The sequence below is a fragment of the Paraferrimonas sedimenticola genome (assembly GCF_002282855.1).
Classification (GTDB): domain Bacteria; phylum Pseudomonadota; class Gammaproteobacteria; order Enterobacterales; family Shewanellaceae; genus Paraferrimonas; species Paraferrimonas sedimenticola.
Genome location: NZ_NRIR01000001.1, coordinates 437,775 through 456,168 on the forward strand (window position 1 = coordinate 437,775; position 18,394 = coordinate 456,168).

Consider the following 18,394-nt stretch of genomic DNA (forward strand, 5'->3'; position numbering starts at 1 on the left):
TCCCCGTCTTCGACTGGCGAGAACGGGGATATTTTAGATGAAGCTTTTATTAAGCCGGATTGCGATTAGAGGAACACTCGAATACCGATACCGATACCGTCGTCTTCAACTTTCTTCTGAGCGTCAGGCACCTTGCTAAAGTCTTTGCGACCCTCGATGTACAAGATAGTGTTCTTGTCCCATTGATAGTGCACGCCGCCAGTGATGAACGAACGCTCAAAGGTGTCGCCTTCGTAGTCGCGCTTGTAGCTCTCTTCATCGGCTTTCAGGTAGTTCATCATCAAGAATGGTACCCAGCCGCCGTCAAGGGCATAGCTCACCAAAGCCTCAGCACCCGTGCTCTTTGGAATGATGCGACCTTCGTTGTCCACCTCGTGGAATTCCGCTTGGTTGACGTTAAAGGCCAAATATAAGCCCTCGTCATACATGCCGCCGTAGCTAGAACCAAAAGCAGCAATCTTGTCGGTGGCATTCAGTGGAGTGCCGTCAAGGAAGCGACCTTCGAACTCACCTTGGTTATAAGCCACACCCACTTCCAACTTGTCAGTCGCCTGATAGCGAGCCGAGGCTCCATAGGTGCTGTTGTAAGTGATCGATTGGATACGGTAAACATTGCCAGTGCTTGGCAGTGGCGCAGGCACTTCTTGCAAATCTCTGACTTCGTCGGCTGAGTTACGCGCTTGTACCTGTAACCCTAGTTTGAAATTGCCCCACTCGTTGCGATACTGCAATGCCTTGTCGGCACGACCGGTACCATTAAGGCCACCGTCACCATTAAAGGTATAAACACCCGAACTGGTACCCGCCCAAATGTGCGGAATATCGGTTGCGGCTACCACGTCGTAATAGACACCCCACTGTTTACCCGCGGAAATCGAACCGTACTTCTCATGGCCTACTTTGACAAAACCCAAACGATTATTGAGGAAGTCACCGCTGCGAGTGTGCACATAGTCACCGGTCAGCGAGATATCCGTATTACCGACCAAGTTGACGCCCCATTCCATCTTGGCTTGTAAGTCCCAGCCTCGACCCATGTTTCGATTAAAATCGAAATTAATGCGCGAGGTACCATCAGCAACTTCCGTCTTACCTTGAGTATTAAGTACTCGTACATCGGCATATCCACCAATGCCTACCGAGTTTTTGCCGTCGTTAAAGACTTCGATTGCTTGTGCAGCGGGTGCCGCTAGCGCTACGGATACGGCGCTGCTAAGCCAAGCCAATTTCATTTGTGACTCCTATGAATATTCTGGGGTATTGTCAAAGTGTAGTTAATTCGAAAACCAAGGCAGGACCGAATTGGAACTGATTCGCGATTAACCTTTTTCTAAAATAGCGGGGCTGCCGGCCGGTGATTAGGATTCAAAATTCCTAAGCATATGATTTATAAGTAAACTCTGATCAATCTCACGCAAATAGGCGAGAAAATACCGTTTTTGTAAAGCGCTTAAAGTGGAAATATTGTGCAATTGTTACAAGATTGATCGATCTTTTGATTACTACCTTAGAATGAATCTCCTTGGCGCTTCACTAAAAACTGCTGCTCGCCTAAACCAGCCCTGTTATGATGAAGCCACTTTTCGCTTACGTTCGCACTCATGACAACCAGTTCAACCCAAACAGCATCCCGCGCGGGGGCCAAAGTACCTGAAAAGGTGCAAAAGCAGATCCGCAGCATCTACAAAAAAATCGCCGGTGGCATGAAACAGTTCAACCCGAGACGGGAGCAGAACTACATGGTGGCAGACATCGCTAAAACCCTTGCGGGCGAGTACAGCCAAGACCGCAAAATCATGGTGGTGGAGGCCGGTACTGGTATTGGTAAGTCGCTGGCTTATTTACTGGGTACCATTCCTTTGGCCATGGCGCAGGGTAAAAAGGTGTGCATATCTACCGCCACTGTCGCGCTGCAAGAACAGTTGGTTAGCAAAGAGCTGCCCTTCTTCTTGGCCCAAAGCGAACTGGACTTTAAGTTTGGCCTAGTAAAAGGCCGACAGCGCTATGTGTGCTTGTCGAAATTAGAACTGCTGGCCGGTGAAGCGGACGAAAACCAACAGGCGCTATTTCAGACCAAACCTGACCCGCATCAAATAAAGCGGCTAAAGACCTTATTGTCCGACTACCATCACGGTCGCTGGGATGGCGATCGCGACAGCCTCAAAGAAACCATTCCTGACTCGATTTGGAGCCAAATCAGCTCAGACAAGCACGGCTGTCAACGCAACATCGCCGATCACAGGTATTGCCCGTTTCACAAAGCCCGCGATGACATGGACCGCTGGGATGTATTGGTGGTCAATCACAGCTTGTTGCTGGCGGACCTGAGTTTGGGCGGCGGGGTGATTTTACCCGACCCAGATAGCCTATTTTTTGTGATTGATGAGGCCCATCACCTGCCTCAGGTGACTCGCGATTTTTCTAGCGCCTCAGCAACAGTGCGCGCCAGTGCCGACTGGCTGGCGCGCTTAGACAAGAGCCTCAGCAAAATCCAAGCCTTGGTGCCATCAGAGCAAGCCATCAAGCCATGCCAGTCATTAATGGATGAGCTAACCGATACCATAGGCCAGCTCAAGCAAGTGGGCGACTTACTCAATGCCAACGAGCACTGGTTTAATAATGAAGAAGCACGCATCCGCTTTGAAAACGGCGAGCTGCCACCTTTACTCACGCCATTGGCCAATGACCTGGCCGCTAGCTGTAAAACCAATCTCAAGCATCTAACCAAGATTCAAAATCTGGTGGCAGAAGCCCTTAAAGATGGTGACTTGAGCGCCAGCAAAGCCGAACCGGCAATGGTGGAATTGGGCAATTATTTGCAGCGATTAGAGAACTTGCAGCAGGTGTGGCAAATGATGGCGCAAGAACAGCATCCTAAAGCCGCACCCTTGGCGCGCTGGATTGCCGCGCGCTCGGACACCAATCCGCAGGACTATCTAGTGAGCGCCTCCCCTATCGAAGTGGGCCACATCCTTGAGACTCAACTCTGGGATCAGGCCGCAGGCGTGGTGCTGTGCAGTGCGACTTTGCGTGCGCTTAATCAATTTGACCACTTTCGCCTGCAAGTGGGCCTGCGCGCCAACGATGGTACGCGCTACCTAGCCTTGCAATCCCCTTTCGATTTTGAAAACAACGCCACTTTGTATCTGCCCAAAATGCGTCACGACCCCAGTGACAAAGCTTTTACCGGTGAGCTGGTGACCACACTGCCTAAATTGCTCGAAGACGAACCGGCATCACTGGTGCTGTTTTCAAGTTACTGGCAGATGAATCAGGTAGTCGATGAGCTGACCTCTAAGTTGAAAGTGCCAATCTTGGTACAAGGCGACTTGTCTAACAAAGCTTTGCTAGAAAAGCACAAGAAACGGGTAGACGAGGGTAAACCCAGCGTGATTTTTGGTACCGCCTCTTTGTCTGAGGGTCTGGATTTGCCCGGAGACTATCTAACCAACCTGATTATTACCAAGCTGCCGTTTGCTGTCCCCACCTCGCCTGTGGAAGAAGCCCATGCCGAGTACGTTAAGGCACGAGGCGGCAATCCTTTTATGCAACTGACTGTGCCGGACGCCTCACGCAAGCTGATACAAAGTTGCGGACGCTTGCTGCGTAAAGAGCAAGACTATGGCAGGATCAGCATTCTCGACAAACGCTTACTCACTCGACGCTACGGCTCGGCGCTACTTGACGGCCTGCCACCCTACCGTCGAGTCATAGAATAAACGGCGCGTTGGCCTCTCTGCTAACCCCGCTACTCATACCGCTACGAAAGGGAAACACTTTGGAATTTGCGCTCGAACCCGATATCTGGCTAGTACTTTCAGTAGTAGCCTTTATCGCCGGATTCATCGACGCCATCGCCGGCGGCGGTGGTCTGTTGACCATTCCGGCGTTACTAACCTCGGGGCTGCCACCGCATTTAGCGCTAGGTACCAATAAGCTCGCTGCCACCTTTGGCTCAGCGACTGCCAGCTTTACCTTTTATAAGAAGCAGCTGTTTAAGCCGCAAATTTGGATAACCGCCCTGTTCACCACTTTTGTGGGTGCCCTGCTTGGCACTTTTGCGGTGCACTACTTAGACCCCAGCGTGCTTGATAAAGGTTTGCCTATGATAGTACTGGCCACCGCGGTTTATACCTTATTTAGCAAGCGTCCTAACGAAGAAGAGCACCAGCCGCCTACGAATGCTGAAGGATTGAAGACCAAACAGACTTTTCAAGGTTTTACTCTCGGGTTTTACGACGGTTTTGCCGGCCCTGGCACAGGCGCGTTTTGGACCGTGTCGAACATGGCCATCTACAAGCTCAATATTCTGTGGGCATCGGGCATGGCCAAGGCAATGAACTTTGTCTCAAATGCCACATCTCTGGCGGCCTTTATTTATCTAGGTCATGTGAACTGGCTGTTAGGCGTCAGCATGGGCGTGTGCATCATGGCGGGCGCCTTCTTAGGTGCCCACTCAGCCATTCGCTTTGGCGCTAATTTTATTCGTCCTATATTCATTAGCGTGGTCATCGTAATCGCCGCTAAGCTGGCCTGGGAGGCCTGGCTCTAATGGCCAACGCCATTGCGCGAATGCGCACCCAGCTTAACGCGCTTGCCAACCAAGCGCGCGCCCACGACCAGAGCCTAACCCAAGGCGCACGACGGATAATGGCCAACAAGAACCGTTTTTATCAGCAATTATTCGAGCAGCACGGCGGCTTGCTGTTGCCCTGCGTCAATTCGGTAGCCAAAGAAGTGGACCGGCTAGAAACCATGTTGGCCAAAAAGGCCGATGCCGCCACAATTGAAGCCCTGTGCTTGCGCATTCAAGACATGTTTCGCGCGCTAAACCTGGCGTTAAACACCACCAGCGTAACCGTGACCCAAGAGCAAAAGTCTCGTCAAAGCGCCAAGCAAATGTGGCACAAACGCCAAGCCGAAAAGCTACGAGTCGCCGAAGCCAAAAGCGCGCAGGAGTTCAGCTGGATCCCTATCGAGGTCTATCAGGATCCAAACCGCCTAGAGGCAGAAATAGCTAAGCATAAGCAGTGGTTAGCCAAACTCGAACTATCCTTACAAAAGCTTGAAATTCGAGTGCATCGCTGTCATGGTGCAGACAAAATTCGTTGTCAAAACGAGCTGTTAACCTTGGATAAGCGCCGTGAGCAATGCCGCCGCGCCTTGGCACACTTACAAAAACGCTTATCCTCCTAAACGCGCTAATCACGCCAAAAGGAAGAGACTATGAAACACTGGCTAGTTCGCACCGCCATGGCCTGGCTGATCGCCCTACCCGCCTCCGCCGCCACCTTGCACATTCCAATGAATTTCCAGTATCTGGCGCTGGACGGCAAAGAAGTCAAAACCAGCTTCCTAGTCCACACCGACGAACTCGATATCGGCGAAGGCCCACACAAAATCGCGCTGCGCTACAACGACCTAGTCGCCGACCGCTTCTCTGACATGGACCGCAAAGTCCGCTCGAAACCCTTCGTGATCGCCTTTGTCGCCAAGGCCGGCGAAAACTACTACCTTGACGGCAGCGGCGAGCTCTACAACAAGAAGCCCGACGATTACGCCAAGCGCCCAGAAGTCCAAGTAGTCGACAGCAACAAGCGCCCAGTAGAGATCACCACAGCCTACACAGATGCCGAAGAGGCCACCATCTTCAAAGCCCTAATAGGCGAGAACCCGCACGTCGATGCGGAAGACGCAGCCATAGCAGCCACCGCAGTCGCAACCACCACCGCTGTGGCTAGCGCACCAACAACGGCGCCAGCTGCAGCTACAGCACCGGCGGCAGCAGCAGTACCGGCAGTAGCCGCCACTGCTGCGCAACCCAAGGCTGCAACCGGCCAGAGCGACCGAGCTCAGGAAATGCTGCAGTACTGGTGGGAGCAAGCGGACGAAAAGACACGCAAAGAGTTTCTTAGCTGGGCGGTTGGCCAGCTCTAAGCGGGTGGCTTGTAGCTGGTAGCTGGTAGCAACTGGCAACCAGCGGCCACTTGGCACTCGCACGGACAAGCCGTCGTTTTCTGGCGCCGCTGCGGCTGCACGTCCTCGTCGGGACGTTCAACGCGGCTCTTCCCTGAGCCGCCTCCCCAGCTCGACTCCTGTCTCGCGTTCAAAGCTCTCGCTTTTCACCCCTATGCACTGCCTGGTCGTTCCCGACGACCAGAGCCCATCCTCCGATCGCCCACCCACATCGACACCAACAACGACATCCTTGTCCGCGCGAGTGCCAATCGTGGCGAAGCTGGTTGCCAGTTTTTGCTTGTGGGCGCTTGGTGGCTGGCTGCGGGGAAGCTGGGTGCGAGGTGCCGGTGTTGCCGGTGTTGCCGGTAGCCAAGTTTGCCCCCATCAAGCCAGTTGCTCCTCATCCTATCTGCCGCCGGCAAGCGGCCGCCAAAGCGAAGAATGTTGAAGCTGTTCGATGCCATGACATTGGTTTCGCCTTGGGGAAGCCTTAAGGAGGGCTTCAGGTCGTCGGGAACGACCTGAGAGCGAACATGGATGTCTAGAGCGTCCCGACAAAGGCTTTGCCAAGGCGAGACCAAAAGGCATGGCGGGAACAGCTTCAACATTCGAAGCTTCTCGGCCGCTTGCCGGCGGCTCCCGCTCTTCCCTGCCAACCGCTAGCCGTTGCTCGCTACCCGCATCTCCTCAGCAACCGTGCCAACCTGTGACCAAAGCTCCGCCGACAAGGCGTCTAGGTTCTGCCAATCGCCAATTTTTAGCCACTCGACAATGGCGTCAGAGACGTTTGGCCATTGTGGTAACTGGCGGTTGGGTTGTTGTAGCCAGTGCTTAATAGCTTGGCTCGATAGCTTATTGGTGGCGTATCCGTAGCCGAGCTGTTGGAGTGCCATGGCGTTGGCTTGCTGCTCGAATTGGCCTTTTAGGGGGCGTGCCAGTAGTTTTTTGCCTAGCGCGATGGCTTCTGAAGGTAATTCGAAACCGGCATTGGTTATTACGCCTTGGCAGGCGTGTAGGTGTTTAATGAAGCCTTCTCGGGAGAGTGGACGCCAGCGCACATTGCCTCTTCGCAGAGGACGTTCAATGTCTGGGTGAAAGCAGACAAACTCTTGCGCTCTGATTGGGGCTAGCCAACCTTGGATTTGGTCTAGGTGTTCGAATGGTAAGTACACTAGGGCAAAGTCGCCTAGGGCGTGCTGGATTTTAGTTGAGGTCATTGGCTCGATAACTGGTGGTAGCAGGTTCTGGCCAAAACTGTCCCAATGCAAGCCCAATTGCACGTCAGTTGGTGCGAAGTAGCGCATCAAAGGTTTGTTGAGTATTGCGCTTTTGGGACAGGGAATGTCTTTTAGGAATGCCGCTTGGTGACTGATGGACATGGATGGCACGCCTTGGTGTTTGGCAGCCCAGGCGGTGACTGGTTCAAAGTCACTGATGACTAGGTCGTAGGCGTCTAGGTCTAGACATGTCACGTCTTTCCAAAGCCTTGGAAGGTTGAGCTTTCGCGCGGTTTTTATGGGATTAATTTGCCCTTGGGATGTCACGAAAGTGAGTCCTGGCAGTACTTTAAAATCGCCAAAGATTTGCATGTCGAACAGTTGCTCTCGCTCACGACCGGAGAATAGCCAGTCCACTTGAATGTCTGGGTGGTTGGCAAACGAGCGTGCAAAGCTTCGCGCTCGTGAAATATGACCGTTGCCTGTGGCTTGAACGCCAAAGAGAATTCGCATTACTTTCTCCTAGAAAGCCATTGCTATGGTAGCAATGGAATAACCTAAGGCGGCGCCGGCCAACACGTCGGTTGGAAAGTGCACCGCCAGTAATACTCGAGAAAGGCCTATCAAGCTGGCCCAAGTTAGTGCAATCCAAGCCAGTGGCGGGTACATCTGCGCAGTGACTGTGGCGCACAAGAACGCAGCGCAAGTGTGTCCGGATGGAAAGCTAAATTTGTCATGGGGTTTGATGGCCGCGGAAATTGCCTCACCCTGGGTACCGCAAATTTCAGCAGGACGATTGCGACGGCAGGTATTCTTGAGTAGCCAGTACAGCGGCAGCTCAACGGCAAAAGCGAGCAGCAAAGTGAGAAAATAGTCGAGTCCGCTCTGCCAGTGGGTCATCAATGCCAGAAGTGCAAAGGCAAAGTAGAGTTCACCATCACCACTTCGCGAAACCAATTTCGCAACTCGATGTAAGTCCTTCTCAAACGACAGTTGTCGTAGCCATAACAAAAGTTGCAGATCCCAGCGCGCCAGTGTCATTCGCATCGATTTGGTCCTTAGCTTTGCTAATGCTGACAAAGCTAAGGCGTGCAAATGACGCTTGGGTTACAGCCGAATAACAATTGGGTGAAAGCGAGCGGTTAGAGGAGTTCGAGTCTAGCGTCGGCGACTTGAGCTTGGATCTCGGGGTAAAGGGTCAAAAAGCTTTGCTCAATTTGAGTGTAGTGCGTGTCGATTTCCTCAATGCTCCCCTCAAACTGATTGGTAAAACGGATCCTTTGCGCGATTCTATCCAGCGCAAACCCTACTCCTTCGACCCGCTCGTAGGTCTCAAACCAATCTTGCGCGACCACTCGCGACACCACGTATTGCATCCGCTCGGGCATCAAGGGCAAACCTAGGGTTAGTTGCTCGAAGAACTCGCCCTTGGAGAGGTGATAATCACCCTCGTAAAACTCATGCCAATGGGCAATCAAGAAGTGGTCGAAACAAAGATCGAGTATCACACCGGCAAAACGGCGGCGCTGGGGCGAAATTAAGGTTTTAAGGTATTTGACCTGAGGGTGTTGGTCGGTGAGTCGGTCCACCAATCTGTGATTAGCTAGCCCTGCCTGAATGCCAACGGGTAGCGCCTTGGTGTCCACACCCTTGCAAAAGTCGCCGAGCAGATTGCCGACTCTCGACTCTACTGAAGATTGGGACAGCGCCAAATGGGCAAGGTAATTCATGGCAAAGCGATGCGTTTATTGGAAAGCGGACGCTCTAGCATGCCTTGGGGTGGGCAATTGAATCAAGTGAACGAAAAGATGAGCATGGGTGAAAAAGAAAAAGCATCCTTGCTATTATCAATCAATTAGCGCGAATTATTCGGCTGCTGGTGTGCTGGCCGGAGTGCGGATGTACTGCAAATCGTCCATAAGCACTTCTACCGATGTCTCTAGCTCCGCTGCGATATCGTTTACGCTGTGCCCCTGATGCAGTCGAACACAGAGCTTGTACCGTCTCGCATCATCACTGAGCACTTTTCGCTTAAACAAAAAGCCAAGTAATTTCATAAGTTTTTGCCACATATCAAGGAAGACTTAATATTACAGCTAATGTAATAAAAAATCTGAACTGCAGTGGTTCAAGGTTGGAAGTGAATTATGGAAAGCGAAAGGCAGAAAGCGAAAAGTAGAAATCAGGCACAGCAAAACACCATCAAAAGCAGGCTTTTAATGTGAGGCAAGGACTGAGATAACACGAGAATTTGGTGGCAACCCTGCAGCCGCACCCCGGCACATGCATCACCCGCTGTGGCTGCTCCCTTCCGGGCCTGACCAGGTTCACGAACTAGCATTGCGAGGGGACCACAGGGCCACCATCGTAGACCGTCTCGATTGAGACCCGCGCATTATGACTATTCCCCTTGTTTGAATCAAGTCGCCAAGCCGCATTTGTGCTTGCTTGCGCGAAGATTCGGCGATTTGCACAAACCATAGCGACAAAAACTCCCCCAAAGGTCTGAGGCGAGGCTGACAAAGACTATCTAAGCTGGCAGTGACTCCACTATTGGAGCCAACAAAATCTTCAGTCACAGCATAAGGAATCGCACATGACTCAAACCATTTCCTGGATCCGTACCGGCCTTTTGGCCTTTGCTCTTACTTTTGTTCCGGCTAGCTTGTCGCTAGCTGCAGAGGGCAATACCGCCACTGCACCAGTGACGGACAAGGTCAACATCAACACAGCGGATGCTCAAACCATGGCCTCAAAACTCAAGGGGATTGGCCTTAAGAAAGCCGAAGCGATTGTGGCCTATCGCACCGCTAACGGCGAGTTTAAGCATCTCGAAGAACTCTTGCTGGTGCGCGGTATCGGTCAGTCAATATTGGAGAAAAATCAACACAGCATCAGCCTGTAACTCAAACCGCCGCCAGTGCCTGCGCTGGCGGTTATCACAGTGGGATACATATCAACAAGTATTTTAATTTCACGTCAAAGCCGTTACACAAGTCTGACGAATCAGTAAATCGGTTGGTACGTGCTGCGCTTGTCTTCCAATTTTCTCTAAACTTAAGCCAAGTACTTGGTTACAATGCCTTAGTCATTCCACAATCAAAGGTTCGTTTGCCCTCATGCAAAACCAACAGATCCGCAAAGCGGTAATCCCAGTCGCCGGCCTTGGCACCCGTATGCTACCTGCGACCAAAGCGATTCCTAAGGAAATGCTACCTGTTGTTGATAAGCCACTTATCCAATACGTAGTTCAGGAAGCGATTGCCGCTGGTATCAAGGAAATTGTGCTGGTAACCCACGCCTCAAAGAACTCCATCGAAAACCACTTCGACACCAGTTTTGAGCTAGAAGCTCAGCTAGAGCGTCGTGTTAAGCGTCAGCTGTTAGAAGCGGTACAAGCCATCTGTCCAAAAGATGTGACCATTATTTCGGTGCGCCAGTCTCACGCCAAAGGTCTGGGCCACGCCATTTTGTGCGCCAAGTCAGTGGTCGGTGATAACCCATTCGCTGTGTTACTGCCGGATGTGCTTATCGATGAGCACAAGAGTAACTTGACCCAGGAAAACTTGGCCGAGATGGTCGCCAAGTTCGACCAGACCCAAGCCAGCCAAATCATGGTTGAGGGTGTGCCGCAAGACAAAGTACACCTGTACGGTATTGCTGACATTGACGGTGCCAGTATCGAAGCGGGTGAGTTTGCCAAGATTCACAAGATGGTAGAAAAGCCAGCGCTTGAGGATGCCCCTTCAAACCTAGCGGTGGTGGGACGTTACGTATTGTCCAAAGAGATCTGGAACTTGCTTGAGCGCACGCCAGTGGGCGCCGGCGACGAGATTCAGCTCACCGATGCCATCGATATGCTTATCGAAGAGCAAGAGGTAGATGCCTATTACATGCGCGGTGGCAGCCACGATTGTGGTACCAAATTCGGCTATGTGCGTGCCACTATTGAGTACGCACTACGCCACGCAGAAACCGGCGACCGCGTTGCCGATTTGATTCAAACACTTGCAAAACAGGAGGCGTAAGTGGCCATTCTTGTTACCGGTGGTGCCGGCTATATTGGCTCTCACACCCTAGTGGAGCTTCTAGACATTAACCGCGATGTGGTCGTGTTGGACAACTTGTGCAACGCCAGCCCAGAAGCGCTTAAGCGCGTAGAGCAAATCACCGGCAAGCCGGTGACCTTCATCGAAGGTGATGTTCGCGACCGCGCCGTATTGGACGATATTTTCGGTCAGTACAATATCGACTCTGTGATCCATTTCGCCGGTCTCAAGGCGGTTGGCGAGTCTGTGGCTCAGCCTGTGCGTTACTACCAAAACAATGTTGCTGGCACGCTAGTGCTGTGCGAAGCCATGGCGCAGGCCAACTGCTTTAATTTGGTGTTTAGCTCGTCGGCTACGGTTTACGGCAACCCAACTGAGCTGCCACTCACCGAAAACTCACCAACCGGTGCGACTAATCCTTACGGTCAGTCCAAGCTGATGGTTGAGCTAATGCTGCGCGACCTGGCTAAGTCGGACGAACGTTGGAATATCGCCCTGCTGCGCTACTTCAACCCAGTTGGCGCCCATCACTCAGGGCTGATTGGCGAAGATCCTAACGACATTCCCAACAACCTGATGCCGTACATCACTCAGGTGGCTGTGGGTAAGCTTGAGAAGCTAAGCGTGTTTGGTGACGACTATGACACCAAAGACGGTACTGGTGTGCGCGACTACATCCACGTAGTAGACTTGGCCTTAGGCCATCTCAAAGCACTAGACAAGCTTGAGCAAAACCCTGGGCTTGTGACTTACAACCTAGGTACAGGCAACGGTTACAGTGTGCTGGAAATGGTGGCGGCGTTTGAAAAAGCCTCTGGCCGTGACGTGCCCTATCAAATTGGTCCTCGTCGCCCAGGTGATATTGCCGCTTGTTACGCTCAGGTCACTCTCGCCGAGCAAGAGCTTGGCTGGACTGCGCAAAAGTCGCTGGATGACATGACACAAGACTCTTGGCGCTGGCAGTCGCAAAACCCTAAGGGCTACGCCGAATAATGGCTAAAGAGTTGGCTAAAAAGTTGGGTAGAGAGTAATGAGCGACCTGCCAGATCTATCGCGACGCAATCTACTGCGTCGCGATCAAAGCCTACCGCCGCGCCTGCCTTGGTTGGTGTCAGAAAACGCCTTTATCGACGCATGCACCCGCTGTGGTGACTGCATCGATGCCTGTCCAACTGGCATCATTCAAAAAGGTCGTGGTGGCTTTGTAGAGTTGAATTTCGACAAAGACGAATGCACCTTCTGCCAAGCTTGCGTCAAAGCTTGCAAGGTCGAGATGTTTCGAGGTTTCGAGCAAGCCCCTTGGAGCTACTGGGCCGAAGTGCAAGATAACTGCCTCACCCATCGTGGTGTGGTGTGTCACAGCTGCAAAGACGCCTGCGAGCCAAGAGCCATTGCGATTCGACCAACACTTGGTCAAGTAGCGCGTCCGCAATTGGACTTAGACGCCTGTACTGGCTGTGGTGCATGTAAGAGTGTTTGCCCCGCTGATGCCGTCAAAATCCAGACAAAAGCACGCCCTTCTGTCACCTCGAAGGCTTATTGAACAAGTGCGCTGCACAATTCGATCCAGCTCCTAGCCAAAGCCAAAGCTTTGAGGTTAGTATGGCTATCAAAGTTTGCGCCGCATAATTTGGCGGCGCTCAATAATAAGCCAACAGCAAACAACGAAGCTCAGTATGTTCAAGAAAAATAAACCCGCGCAACTTACCTATTTGGCCCAAGGTTGCCAAGTCGACGGTCAACTGGCATTCGATGGCAACACACTTATCGGCGGCAAAGTCAGCGGCCAGGTCCAATCCTCTGCCGACATTGAAGTCGAGAATAGCGGCGAGCTTAGCGGCCAAATTCAATGCCAAACTCTAAAGATCTCAGGAAAAGTTGAAGGCTCAGTTCACTGCCAACAACTGGTTATCGACCAAACCGGCACCCTAGATGGCGAAGTCTACTGCGAGACCATCGAAATCTACCAAGGCGGCCAGTTCATCGGCCACCGCGTCAAGCAAGCACCGAACTGGGTAGCCGCACCTCAAGTCGAAGAAGATATCGACACCACAGAAATTAGCGCGGAACCCGCCTAAAGTACTACTCTGTGGATAAAAGTCCGCAAAACCACCCTAGGGGACAGTCCCCTGTGGGTAGGCTGTGGGCTTTTTTTGTGGCTAAAATTCAGTGAGTTGGCGCGCGCTGTGGATAAATTGCGCGCTTTTTTGGGGTGGGTGTGGATAAACCTAAGGTGAGGTTGCTGCTTGTGAGTTGCTTGGTTTACTCGGATTTCGGCAGCTTGTTTGGGTTTAGGTAGGCGACGAATTCTGGGTTTAGCAGGCTGTCGCTTTGGTTGTAGCCCAGCGGATGGCTTGGATTCTTATGCTCATCTAGCACTCGTACCTGTCCACCACAGGCACCCACCACCGCTTGGCCGGCGGCAATGTCCCACTCACTGGTTGGCCCGAGTCGAGGATACAGGTCTCCCTGACCATCGGTCAGATAACAAAGCTTCAAAGAGCTGCCCACGGGTACTGACACTGGATTGGTCAAACGCTCTAGATAGGCGCTCAAGGCCGGTGATGGATGGGAGCGACTGGATAAGACTCGAGTCTCACTCGGCACGTCTGCGGTCTGCGGCAGTGACAGCGACTCGCCGCTGGCTAGCACTTTATAGGCGCTAACGCTCTCTGCTCCGCAGTAACTCAAGCCAAGGGCTGGCGCATAAACCACACCCAGTACTGGGGCTTGGGCTTGAATCAGCGCGATGTTCACGGTGAACTCACCGTTGCCGTGGATGAACTCTTTGGTGCCATCGAGTGGGTCAATTAGCCAGTATTGGTACCATTGCGAGCGCTCGCCCCAAGGCACCTGGTGCTCGTCCTCTTCGGACAAAATCGGCACCGATGGCGTGAGCTCCATCAGCCCGTCGACTATCACCTGATGGGCCGCTTTGTCGGCGGCAGTCACTGGAGTGGCATCGCCTTTGACTTGCACACCCATGGCGTTGGCATCGCCGTAATAGCCCATCGCCGCTTCGCCGGCTTTTTGCGCCAGCAGACGAATCGACTCTAACAGCGCTTTGCTCAATACCAGTGGCGCTTGTGCTTTATGGTCCATGCCACTCATTTATAGAGCCTCCAGTGCTTGCTTCAAGGCCTGCAGTGCCCGCGCTTTAGTGTCAATATCACTCATCTACAGCGCCTCCAGTGCTTGCTTCAAGGCCTGCGGTGCCTGTGCTCTAGGGTCCATGCCGCTCATTTACAGTGCCTCTAACGCTTGGCTAAGATGGGTTACAGGGATCACTTCCATCCCGTCAATCGGCTTTTTCGGCACGTTGGCCTTAGGCACAATCGCGCGAGTAAAGCCGTGCTTGGCAGCTTCAATTAGACGCTCTTGGCCGTTGCCCACAGGGCGAATTTCACCCGACAAACCTACCTCGCCAAAGGCCACCAAGTCGCGCTGCAATACACGGTCCTTAAAGCTTGAGACCATGGCCAGCAACAAGGCTAAGTCCGCACCGGTTTCAGCGACGCGCACTCCACCAACCACGTTAGCGAACACGTCTTGGTCTGACATCATCAAACCACCGTGACGGTGCAATACCGCTAGCAAGAGGTTCAAGCGGTTACCATCAAGACCTACCGCCACCCGGCGTGGATTCGACAGTGGTGAGTGATCCACCAAGGCCTGCAACTCCACCAGCAAGGGCCGAGTGCCTTCCCACAGCACCATCACCACGGTACCCGCGGCTTGCTCGGTCGCGCGGGACAAGAAAATCGCCGAGGGGTTGGCCACTTCTTTAAGGCCGGATTCGGTCATGCCAAACACTCCAAGCTCGTTAACCGCACCAAAGCGGTTTTTGTGCGAGCGCAGAGTGCGAAAACGATTGTCCGCATCACCATCAAGCAGTACCGAACAGTCGATACAGTGCTCCAACACCTTAGGACCCGCCAAGGTGCCGTCTTTGGTGACGTGCCCCACCAGAATCACCGCGATGTTGTTTTGCTTGGCAAACCGCGTCAGCGCAGCGGCAGACTCACGCACCTGAGGCACGCTGCCAGGCGCCGATTGAATGTCCGCCATGTGCATCACCTGAATCGAGTCGATCACCATGATTTTTGGCTTCTCGATTTGCGCAATTTCAATGATGCGCTCAACACTGGTTTCCGAGAGCATTTTTAAGCGTTGGGTCGGCAAATTTAGACGGTGGGCGCGCATCGCCACCTGTTGCAAGGACTCCTCGCCGGTAACGTACAAAGCACCCATGGTCTCGGCCAGCGCACACAAGGTTTGCAGCAGAAGTGTGGACTTACCCGCCCCTGGGCTGCCACCAATCAAAATCGCTGAACCTGGTACTATGCCGCCGCCCAGAACACGGTCGAGCTCTTTAAAGCTCGAGCTAATTCGAGGTACTTCGCTTAAATCGATTTGGTCTAAAGTCTTTACCTGATTGTCCGCCGCTCCGGCGTAACCGCTAAACTGCGCGCCGCGGCCCGTAGGCGTGGCCGAGCTCAACCGCACTTCTGAAATGGTATTCCATTCGCCACAAGCGCTGCACTGGCCTTGCCAGCGGGGAAAATCGGCACCACATTCGGTGCACACATAAGCGGTCTGTTTTTTTGCCATATCAACGGATTCGTGTTGTTATAAGACTTAGGTTGTCTGGGTGTTGTCTAAGCGCTGAATCCCTGCCAATTCGGGCTTCAGAACTGCTGTTTTTGGCCGACAAAGGAATATGGACGGCACGCGGGAATTGCTCCGCGGCTCTACTATAACGAACAATCTATGAGTCTTGAACAACAACGACCGCTAATTGAACAACTTAAAGTCCTTTTGGTTGAGGAGGACTTTGACCACAAGTTCGAACAACTCACTCTGGGCGAGTCCAGCGCTAATCGCTTCCTGCTTAAAATGGAGCTCAAGCGTTTAAACGAACCCTGCCAACGTCGCCTCGATTTTCGCGAGCACTACAAGTGCCAACCGATCAAGGTGGGCAACCTAGTGCACTTCATCGACAAAGCGCTGGTGGGCGCGTTCAACGAACAACTGCATATTTTTGGCGGTCGCTACACGGTTGGCGTCTATGAGAGCCTCACCGCGCTGGATAAGAACCGTCTCGACTCCGCGCATCTCGAACCCTCAGAAGAGGTCGACCCTAGTCAGTTAGCGCAGGCCTTGGTGCTGGGCAACTACATTCAGCGTCAAGAAGTTCGCATGAACTTCTCAATCAAAGCGCAGGCCTGGCAAAATCCGCTGCAACGCATGGAAGTGGTCACTTCTGATTTGTCGGTGAATGGTGCCCGCGTGCGCTTATCCGGTCACATTAAAATCGACGCAGCCAAGCCACTGTTTTTGCGCCTGACTGGAATTCCCAAAGAGCTCAAATCCAGCATTAGCGAACTCAAACTCGGTGTGGAATATCGCATCGCCGGCATCGAAGGCGAAGCCCAGTATCAATGGCTGCGGCTAGCCCGCGTGGGCGGCGGTCAAGAGTACAGCGAGTGGTTGCAGCAAATCATTGATAACCACAAATCCAAGTACAAGGTCGACGTCAACGAGGTGCTGCTAGCCACGTCCAGCTTCGCGTACGAGACTCAATACTTACCGCGACTGCAATGCCTGCCTTTGTTTGGCGATAATCAAGGCATTCAATTTGGCCTGAGTAGCCGCGACAACCAAGACGCGTATGCCTACTTTGACGATCTGCAAAAACGCAGCCAATTGGCTAAAGTGCTGACCAAGCCTCGCATAGATCTCGCCATGCGCAACCCCAATACCGAGCACAAATTGTTGTACAGCTTTGTGTACCGCGCCAACGGCCGCCAGTCGCGTTATGCCGCCACCCTAGCTGAGCTTAATCGCAGCGGTTTAAAGCAGCTGTTTTTCAGCTTTGGCAGTCAGTTGGCCAGCTGGCGCATTTGGCAATTGGACGCCACCGAACTGGGCGGCAAACAGGCGCTGCACGATTACTGCTTGCCTGGCGAAGAGCAGCCCTTGCCGCTGAAAACTCGTGAAACCCTCAACCAGCTCAAGTACCTGCTGCGCTTAGACGATGTAACTAGCGAAGCCGGTAAGCTTTGCTATCAAGCCAAGCGCTCTGAGCAAGACCCGAATTTGCTGCAGCAGTTTCGAGTCGATGACAGCGACGATAAACCGATAAAGCTGCTGGCGGTAAGCTGGCATGACCGTCGCCAAGAAAAGCGCTTTGCGCTGCAAACTTTGGTGGAAGTCTCTCAAGGCAGTCAAAGCTTTATGGCGTTAAGTGAGGACATCTCAGCCTCGGGCATTAAACTCAGATTTAAAGACGCGCCAGCGCTTGATAAAACCAAGCCGGTGGCCCTGAGTTATCCCAAACTGCAAAAGCTGGCGGGCAGCAACAAGCTCGCGAAGATCCCCTATCAGCTGCTATCGCAGCGCAGCGAAGGGGTTATTGGTCACTTTAAGGCTTTGCATCAGTACGACAAGGGCCAAAACTTGGCGTTCTTAGCTAAGCTACTGACCCACAACCAAGACAAGCTGACCTCGCTCAACGAGCGCCCCGATGGCGAAACCGAATTGACCGAAGGCCTTAAGAACCTGTTCTTACAACAGCTTAATTCGGTGCCCTTCTTCTTCCACAAACGCGGGCACAAGGCTCAGGCCGACTTGGTGTGTCGCAGCTTAAAACACAACCGCGTGCTCGACTGGCTGCAGCTAGGCTCATCTGTATCCGGGCGTTATCACTTACAGCAACTGGCCAGTGAGCCAGAGCTGGCTCAACTGCTGCAAGGCCCGCTGACCAAGGCGCTGTCGACTGAAGCGATGACGGCCTACGAGCTGCTGATTCAGATTAAGGTCAAGCCCTCGGGTGGCTACCAATGCCAGTTGCACCCGATTACCGGCTTGTCGATCTCTGAGCAGCAAGTGCTTATCAACAAAATTCAGGCCAAAGGGCGCATGATGGCGATTCGCGTCGCTCGAGGAAGGGTTGATGCGATTAACTTTGAACGCATCGAAGCTGAAATGAATTACCTGACTATCCACTCAGTGGGCAAGGCCAAACAGCTCGAAAAAGAACTGCGTTCCACCTTGGCCATAGGAGAGATTTTGGACATCAGCGCCGAGATGTTGCAGCGCCACAGCAAAGACTAGCGAGCGTTAGCTAACGCCAGCAATGTAGCTTCGTTAGCTAGCTCAAGGGGCAAG

At 52.9% G+C, this 18,394-nt stretch carries 18 protein-coding genes and 1 other RNA gene; 11 read left to right on the forward strand and 8 right to left on the reverse strand.

The features are described from left to right. Positions 1-65 precede the first annotated feature (65 nt). Positions 66-1,232 (reverse strand): porin, encoded by a 1,167-nt coding sequence (locus CLC93_RS01870; RefSeq protein ID WP_095504237.1) that lies wholly within the window; start codon positions 1,230-1,232, stop codon positions 66-68. 369 nt (positions 1,233-1,601) lie between these two features. Here CLC93_RS01870 and dinG point away from each other — a divergent pair, with 369 nt between their 5' ends. Genes dinG through CLC93_RS01890 form a run of 4 tightly spaced genes read left to right on the forward strand, consistent with a single transcriptional unit; the run spans position 1,602 to position 5,937 of the window. Then, a complete protein-coding gene (gene dinG, locus CLC93_RS01875) occupies positions 1,602-3,719 on the forward strand; it encodes an ATP-dependent DNA helicase DinG (protein WP_095504238.1) in 2,118 nt (705 codons plus the stop codon). Positions 3,720-3,778: 59 nt separating this feature from the next. Further along, positions 3,779-4,552: a sulfite exporter TauE/SafE family protein gene (locus tag CLC93_RS01880; protein WP_095504239.1), complete on the forward strand. Its 774-nt coding sequence runs from the start codon at positions 3,779-3,781 to the stop codon at positions 4,550-4,552. Further along, positions 4,552-5,196, forward strand: a complete 645-nt coding sequence (gene priC / locus CLC93_RS01885; protein WP_095504240.1) for a primosomal replication protein PriC — start codon at positions 4,552-4,554, stop codon at positions 5,194-5,196. Before CLC93_RS01880 ends, priC begins: the two co-directional genes overlap by 1 nt. A 30-nt stretch (positions 5,197-5,226) precedes the next feature. Beyond that, complete coding sequence (locus CLC93_RS01890; RefSeq protein WP_245837040.1) at positions 5,227-5,937, forward strand: YccT family protein; 711 nt, start codon at positions 5,227-5,229, stop codon at positions 5,935-5,937. 680 nt (positions 5,938-6,617) lie between these two features. On the opposite strand, the gene CLC93_RS01900 is transcribed toward CLC93_RS01890, so the two are convergent. From CLC93_RS01900 to CLC93_RS01910, 3 genes are all read right to left on the reverse strand, one after another. Continuing rightward, the gene (locus CLC93_RS01900; RefSeq protein WP_095504242.1) at positions 6,618-7,688 is read right to left on the reverse strand and encodes an MJ1255/VC2487 family glycosyltransferase; all 1,071 of its coding nucleotides are present in this window, start codon (positions 7,686-7,688) and stop codon (positions 6,618-6,620) included. A 9-nt stretch (positions 7,689-7,697) separates the two neighbouring features. Then, positions 7,698-8,222, reverse strand: a complete 525-nt coding sequence (locus CLC93_RS01905) for a phosphatase PAP2 family protein (RefSeq protein WP_095504243.1) — start codon at positions 8,220-8,222, stop codon at positions 7,698-7,700. A 95-nt stretch (positions 8,223-8,317) separates the two neighbouring features. Further along, positions 8,318-8,905 (reverse strand): acyl carrier protein phosphodiesterase, encoded by a 588-nt coding sequence (locus CLC93_RS01910; protein WP_095504244.1) that lies wholly within the window; start codon positions 8,903-8,905, stop codon positions 8,318-8,320. On the opposite strand from CLC93_RS01910, the gene CLC93_RS17685 reads away from it, so the two are divergent. Next, positions 8,888-9,034, forward strand: a complete 147-nt coding sequence (locus tag CLC93_RS17685) for a hypothetical protein (RefSeq protein WP_169902760.1) — start codon at positions 8,888-8,890, stop codon at positions 9,032-9,034. The genes CLC93_RS01910 and CLC93_RS17685 overlap by 18 nt on opposite strands. A 6-nt stretch (positions 9,035-9,040) precedes the next feature. Here CLC93_RS17685 and CLC93_RS01915 read toward each other — a convergent pair whose 3' ends face one another. After that, the gene (locus CLC93_RS01915; RefSeq protein WP_095504245.1) at positions 9,041-9,232 is read right to left on the reverse strand and encodes a hypothetical protein; all 192 of its coding nucleotides are present in this window, start codon (positions 9,230-9,232) and stop codon (positions 9,041-9,043) included. Positions 9,233-9,435: 203 nt separating this feature from the next. Next, an RNA gene (ffs, locus tag CLC93_RS01920) (signal recognition particle sRNA small type) lies at positions 9,436-9,532 on the reverse strand. A gap of 239 nt (positions 9,533-9,771) precedes the next feature. Between ffs and CLC93_RS01925 the strand changes: the two genes are divergently transcribed. The 5 genes from CLC93_RS01925 to CLC93_RS01945 all read left to right on the forward strand — a co-directional run bounded on the left by CLC93_RS01925 (position 9,772) and on the right by CLC93_RS01945 (position 13,302). Continuing rightward, positions 9,772-10,080 (forward strand): ComEA family DNA-binding protein, encoded by a 309-nt coding sequence (locus CLC93_RS01925; protein WP_095504246.1) that lies wholly within the window; start codon positions 9,772-9,774, stop codon positions 10,078-10,080. 214 nt (positions 10,081-10,294) lie between these two features. Then, positions 10,295-11,203, forward strand: a complete 909-nt coding sequence (gene galU, locus CLC93_RS01930) for a UTP--glucose-1-phosphate uridylyltransferase GalU (protein WP_095504247.1) — start codon at positions 10,295-10,297, stop codon at positions 11,201-11,203. Beyond that, positions 11,204-12,217, forward strand: coding sequence for a UDP-glucose 4-epimerase GalE (gene galE, locus CLC93_RS01935; RefSeq protein WP_095504248.1), 1,014 nt, complete (start codon positions 11,204-11,206; stop codon positions 12,215-12,217). Between the two features lie 37 nt (positions 12,218-12,254). Continuing rightward, entirely contained in the window at positions 12,255-12,767 is a 513-nt protein-coding gene (napF, locus tag CLC93_RS01940) for a ferredoxin-type protein NapF (RefSeq protein WP_095504249.1), read from the forward strand. Positions 12,768-12,900: 133 nt separating this feature from the next. Next, positions 12,901-13,302, forward strand: a complete 402-nt coding sequence (locus CLC93_RS01945) for a bactofilin family protein (protein WP_095504250.1) — start codon at positions 12,901-12,903, stop codon at positions 13,300-13,302. Positions 13,303-13,486: 184 nt separating this feature from the next. On the opposite strand, the gene cysQ is transcribed toward CLC93_RS01945, so the two are convergent. Together cysQ and radA are read right to left on the reverse strand one after the other, a co-directional pair. Beyond that, positions 13,487-14,326, reverse strand: coding sequence for a 3'(2'),5'-bisphosphate nucleotidase CysQ (cysQ, locus tag CLC93_RS01950; protein ID WP_095504251.1), 840 nt, complete (start codon positions 14,324-14,326; stop codon positions 13,487-13,489). 141 nt (positions 14,327-14,467) lie between these two features. Beyond that, positions 14,468-15,835, reverse strand: coding sequence for a DNA repair protein RadA (radA, locus tag CLC93_RS01955; protein WP_095504252.1), 1,368 nt, complete (start codon positions 15,833-15,835; stop codon positions 14,468-14,470). A gap of 159 nt (positions 15,836-15,994) precedes the next feature. On the opposite strand from radA, the gene CLC93_RS01960 reads away from it, so the two are divergent. After that, entirely contained in the window at positions 15,995-18,340 is a 2,346-nt protein-coding gene (locus CLC93_RS01960; protein WP_095504253.1) for a PilZ domain-containing protein, read from the forward strand. Positions 18,341-18,394 lie beyond the last annotated feature (54 nt).

Bases quoted from the DNA above. Each gene is read 5' to 3' on its own strand.
- CLC93_RS01870 (WP_095504237.1), bottom strand. From the start codon at position 1,232: ATGAAATTGGCTTGGCTTAGCAGCGCCGTATCCGTAGCGCTAGCGGCA.
- dinG (WP_095504238.1), top strand. From the start codon at position 1,602: ATGACAACCAGTTCAACCCAAACAGCATCCCGCGCGGGGGCCAAAGTA.
- priC (WP_095504240.1), top strand. From the start codon at position 4,552: ATGGCCAACGCCATTGCGCGAATGCGCACCCAGCTTAACGCGCTTGCC.
- CLC93_RS01890 (WP_245837040.1), top strand. From the start codon at position 5,227: ATGAAACACTGGCTAGTTCGCACCGCCATGGCCTGGCTGATCGCCCTA.
- CLC93_RS01900 (WP_095504242.1), bottom strand. From the start codon at position 7,688: ATGCGAATTCTCTTTGGCGTTCAAGCCACAGGCAACGGTCATATTTCA.
- CLC93_RS01905 (WP_095504243.1), bottom strand. From the start codon at position 8,222: ATGCGAATGACACTGGCGCGCTGGGATCTGCAACTTTTGTTATGGCTA.
- CLC93_RS17685 (WP_169902760.1), top strand. From the start codon at position 8,888: ATGGGCAAGGTAATTCATGGCAAAGCGATGCGTTTATTGGAAAGCGGA.
- CLC93_RS01910 (WP_095504244.1), bottom strand. From the start codon at position 8,905: ATGAATTACCTTGCCCATTTGGCGCTGTCCCAATCTTCAGTAGAGTCG.
- CLC93_RS01915 (WP_095504245.1), bottom strand. From the start codon at position 9,232: ATGAAATTACTTGGCTTTTTGTTTAAGCGAAAAGTGCTCAGTGATGAT.
- CLC93_RS01925 (WP_095504246.1), top strand. From the start codon at position 9,772: ATGACTCAAACCATTTCCTGGATCCGTACCGGCCTTTTGGCCTTTGCT.
- galU (WP_095504247.1), top strand. From the start codon at position 10,295: ATGCAAAACCAACAGATCCGCAAAGCGGTAATCCCAGTCGCCGGCCTT.
- napF (WP_095504249.1), top strand. From the start codon at position 12,255: ATGAGCGACCTGCCAGATCTATCGCGACGCAATCTACTGCGTCGCGAT.
- CLC93_RS01945 (WP_095504250.1), top strand. From the start codon at position 12,901: ATGTTCAAGAAAAATAAACCCGCGCAACTTACCTATTTGGCCCAAGGT.
- cysQ (WP_095504251.1), bottom strand. From the start codon at position 14,326: ATGGACCATAAAGCACAAGCGCCACTGGTATTGAGCAAAGCGCTGTTA.
- radA (WP_095504252.1), bottom strand. From the start codon at position 15,835: ATGGCAAAAAAACAGACCGCTTATGTGTGCACCGAATGTGGTGCCGAT.
- CLC93_RS01960 (WP_095504253.1), top strand. From the start codon at position 15,995: ATGAGTCTTGAACAACAACGACCGCTAATTGAACAACTTAAAGTCCTT.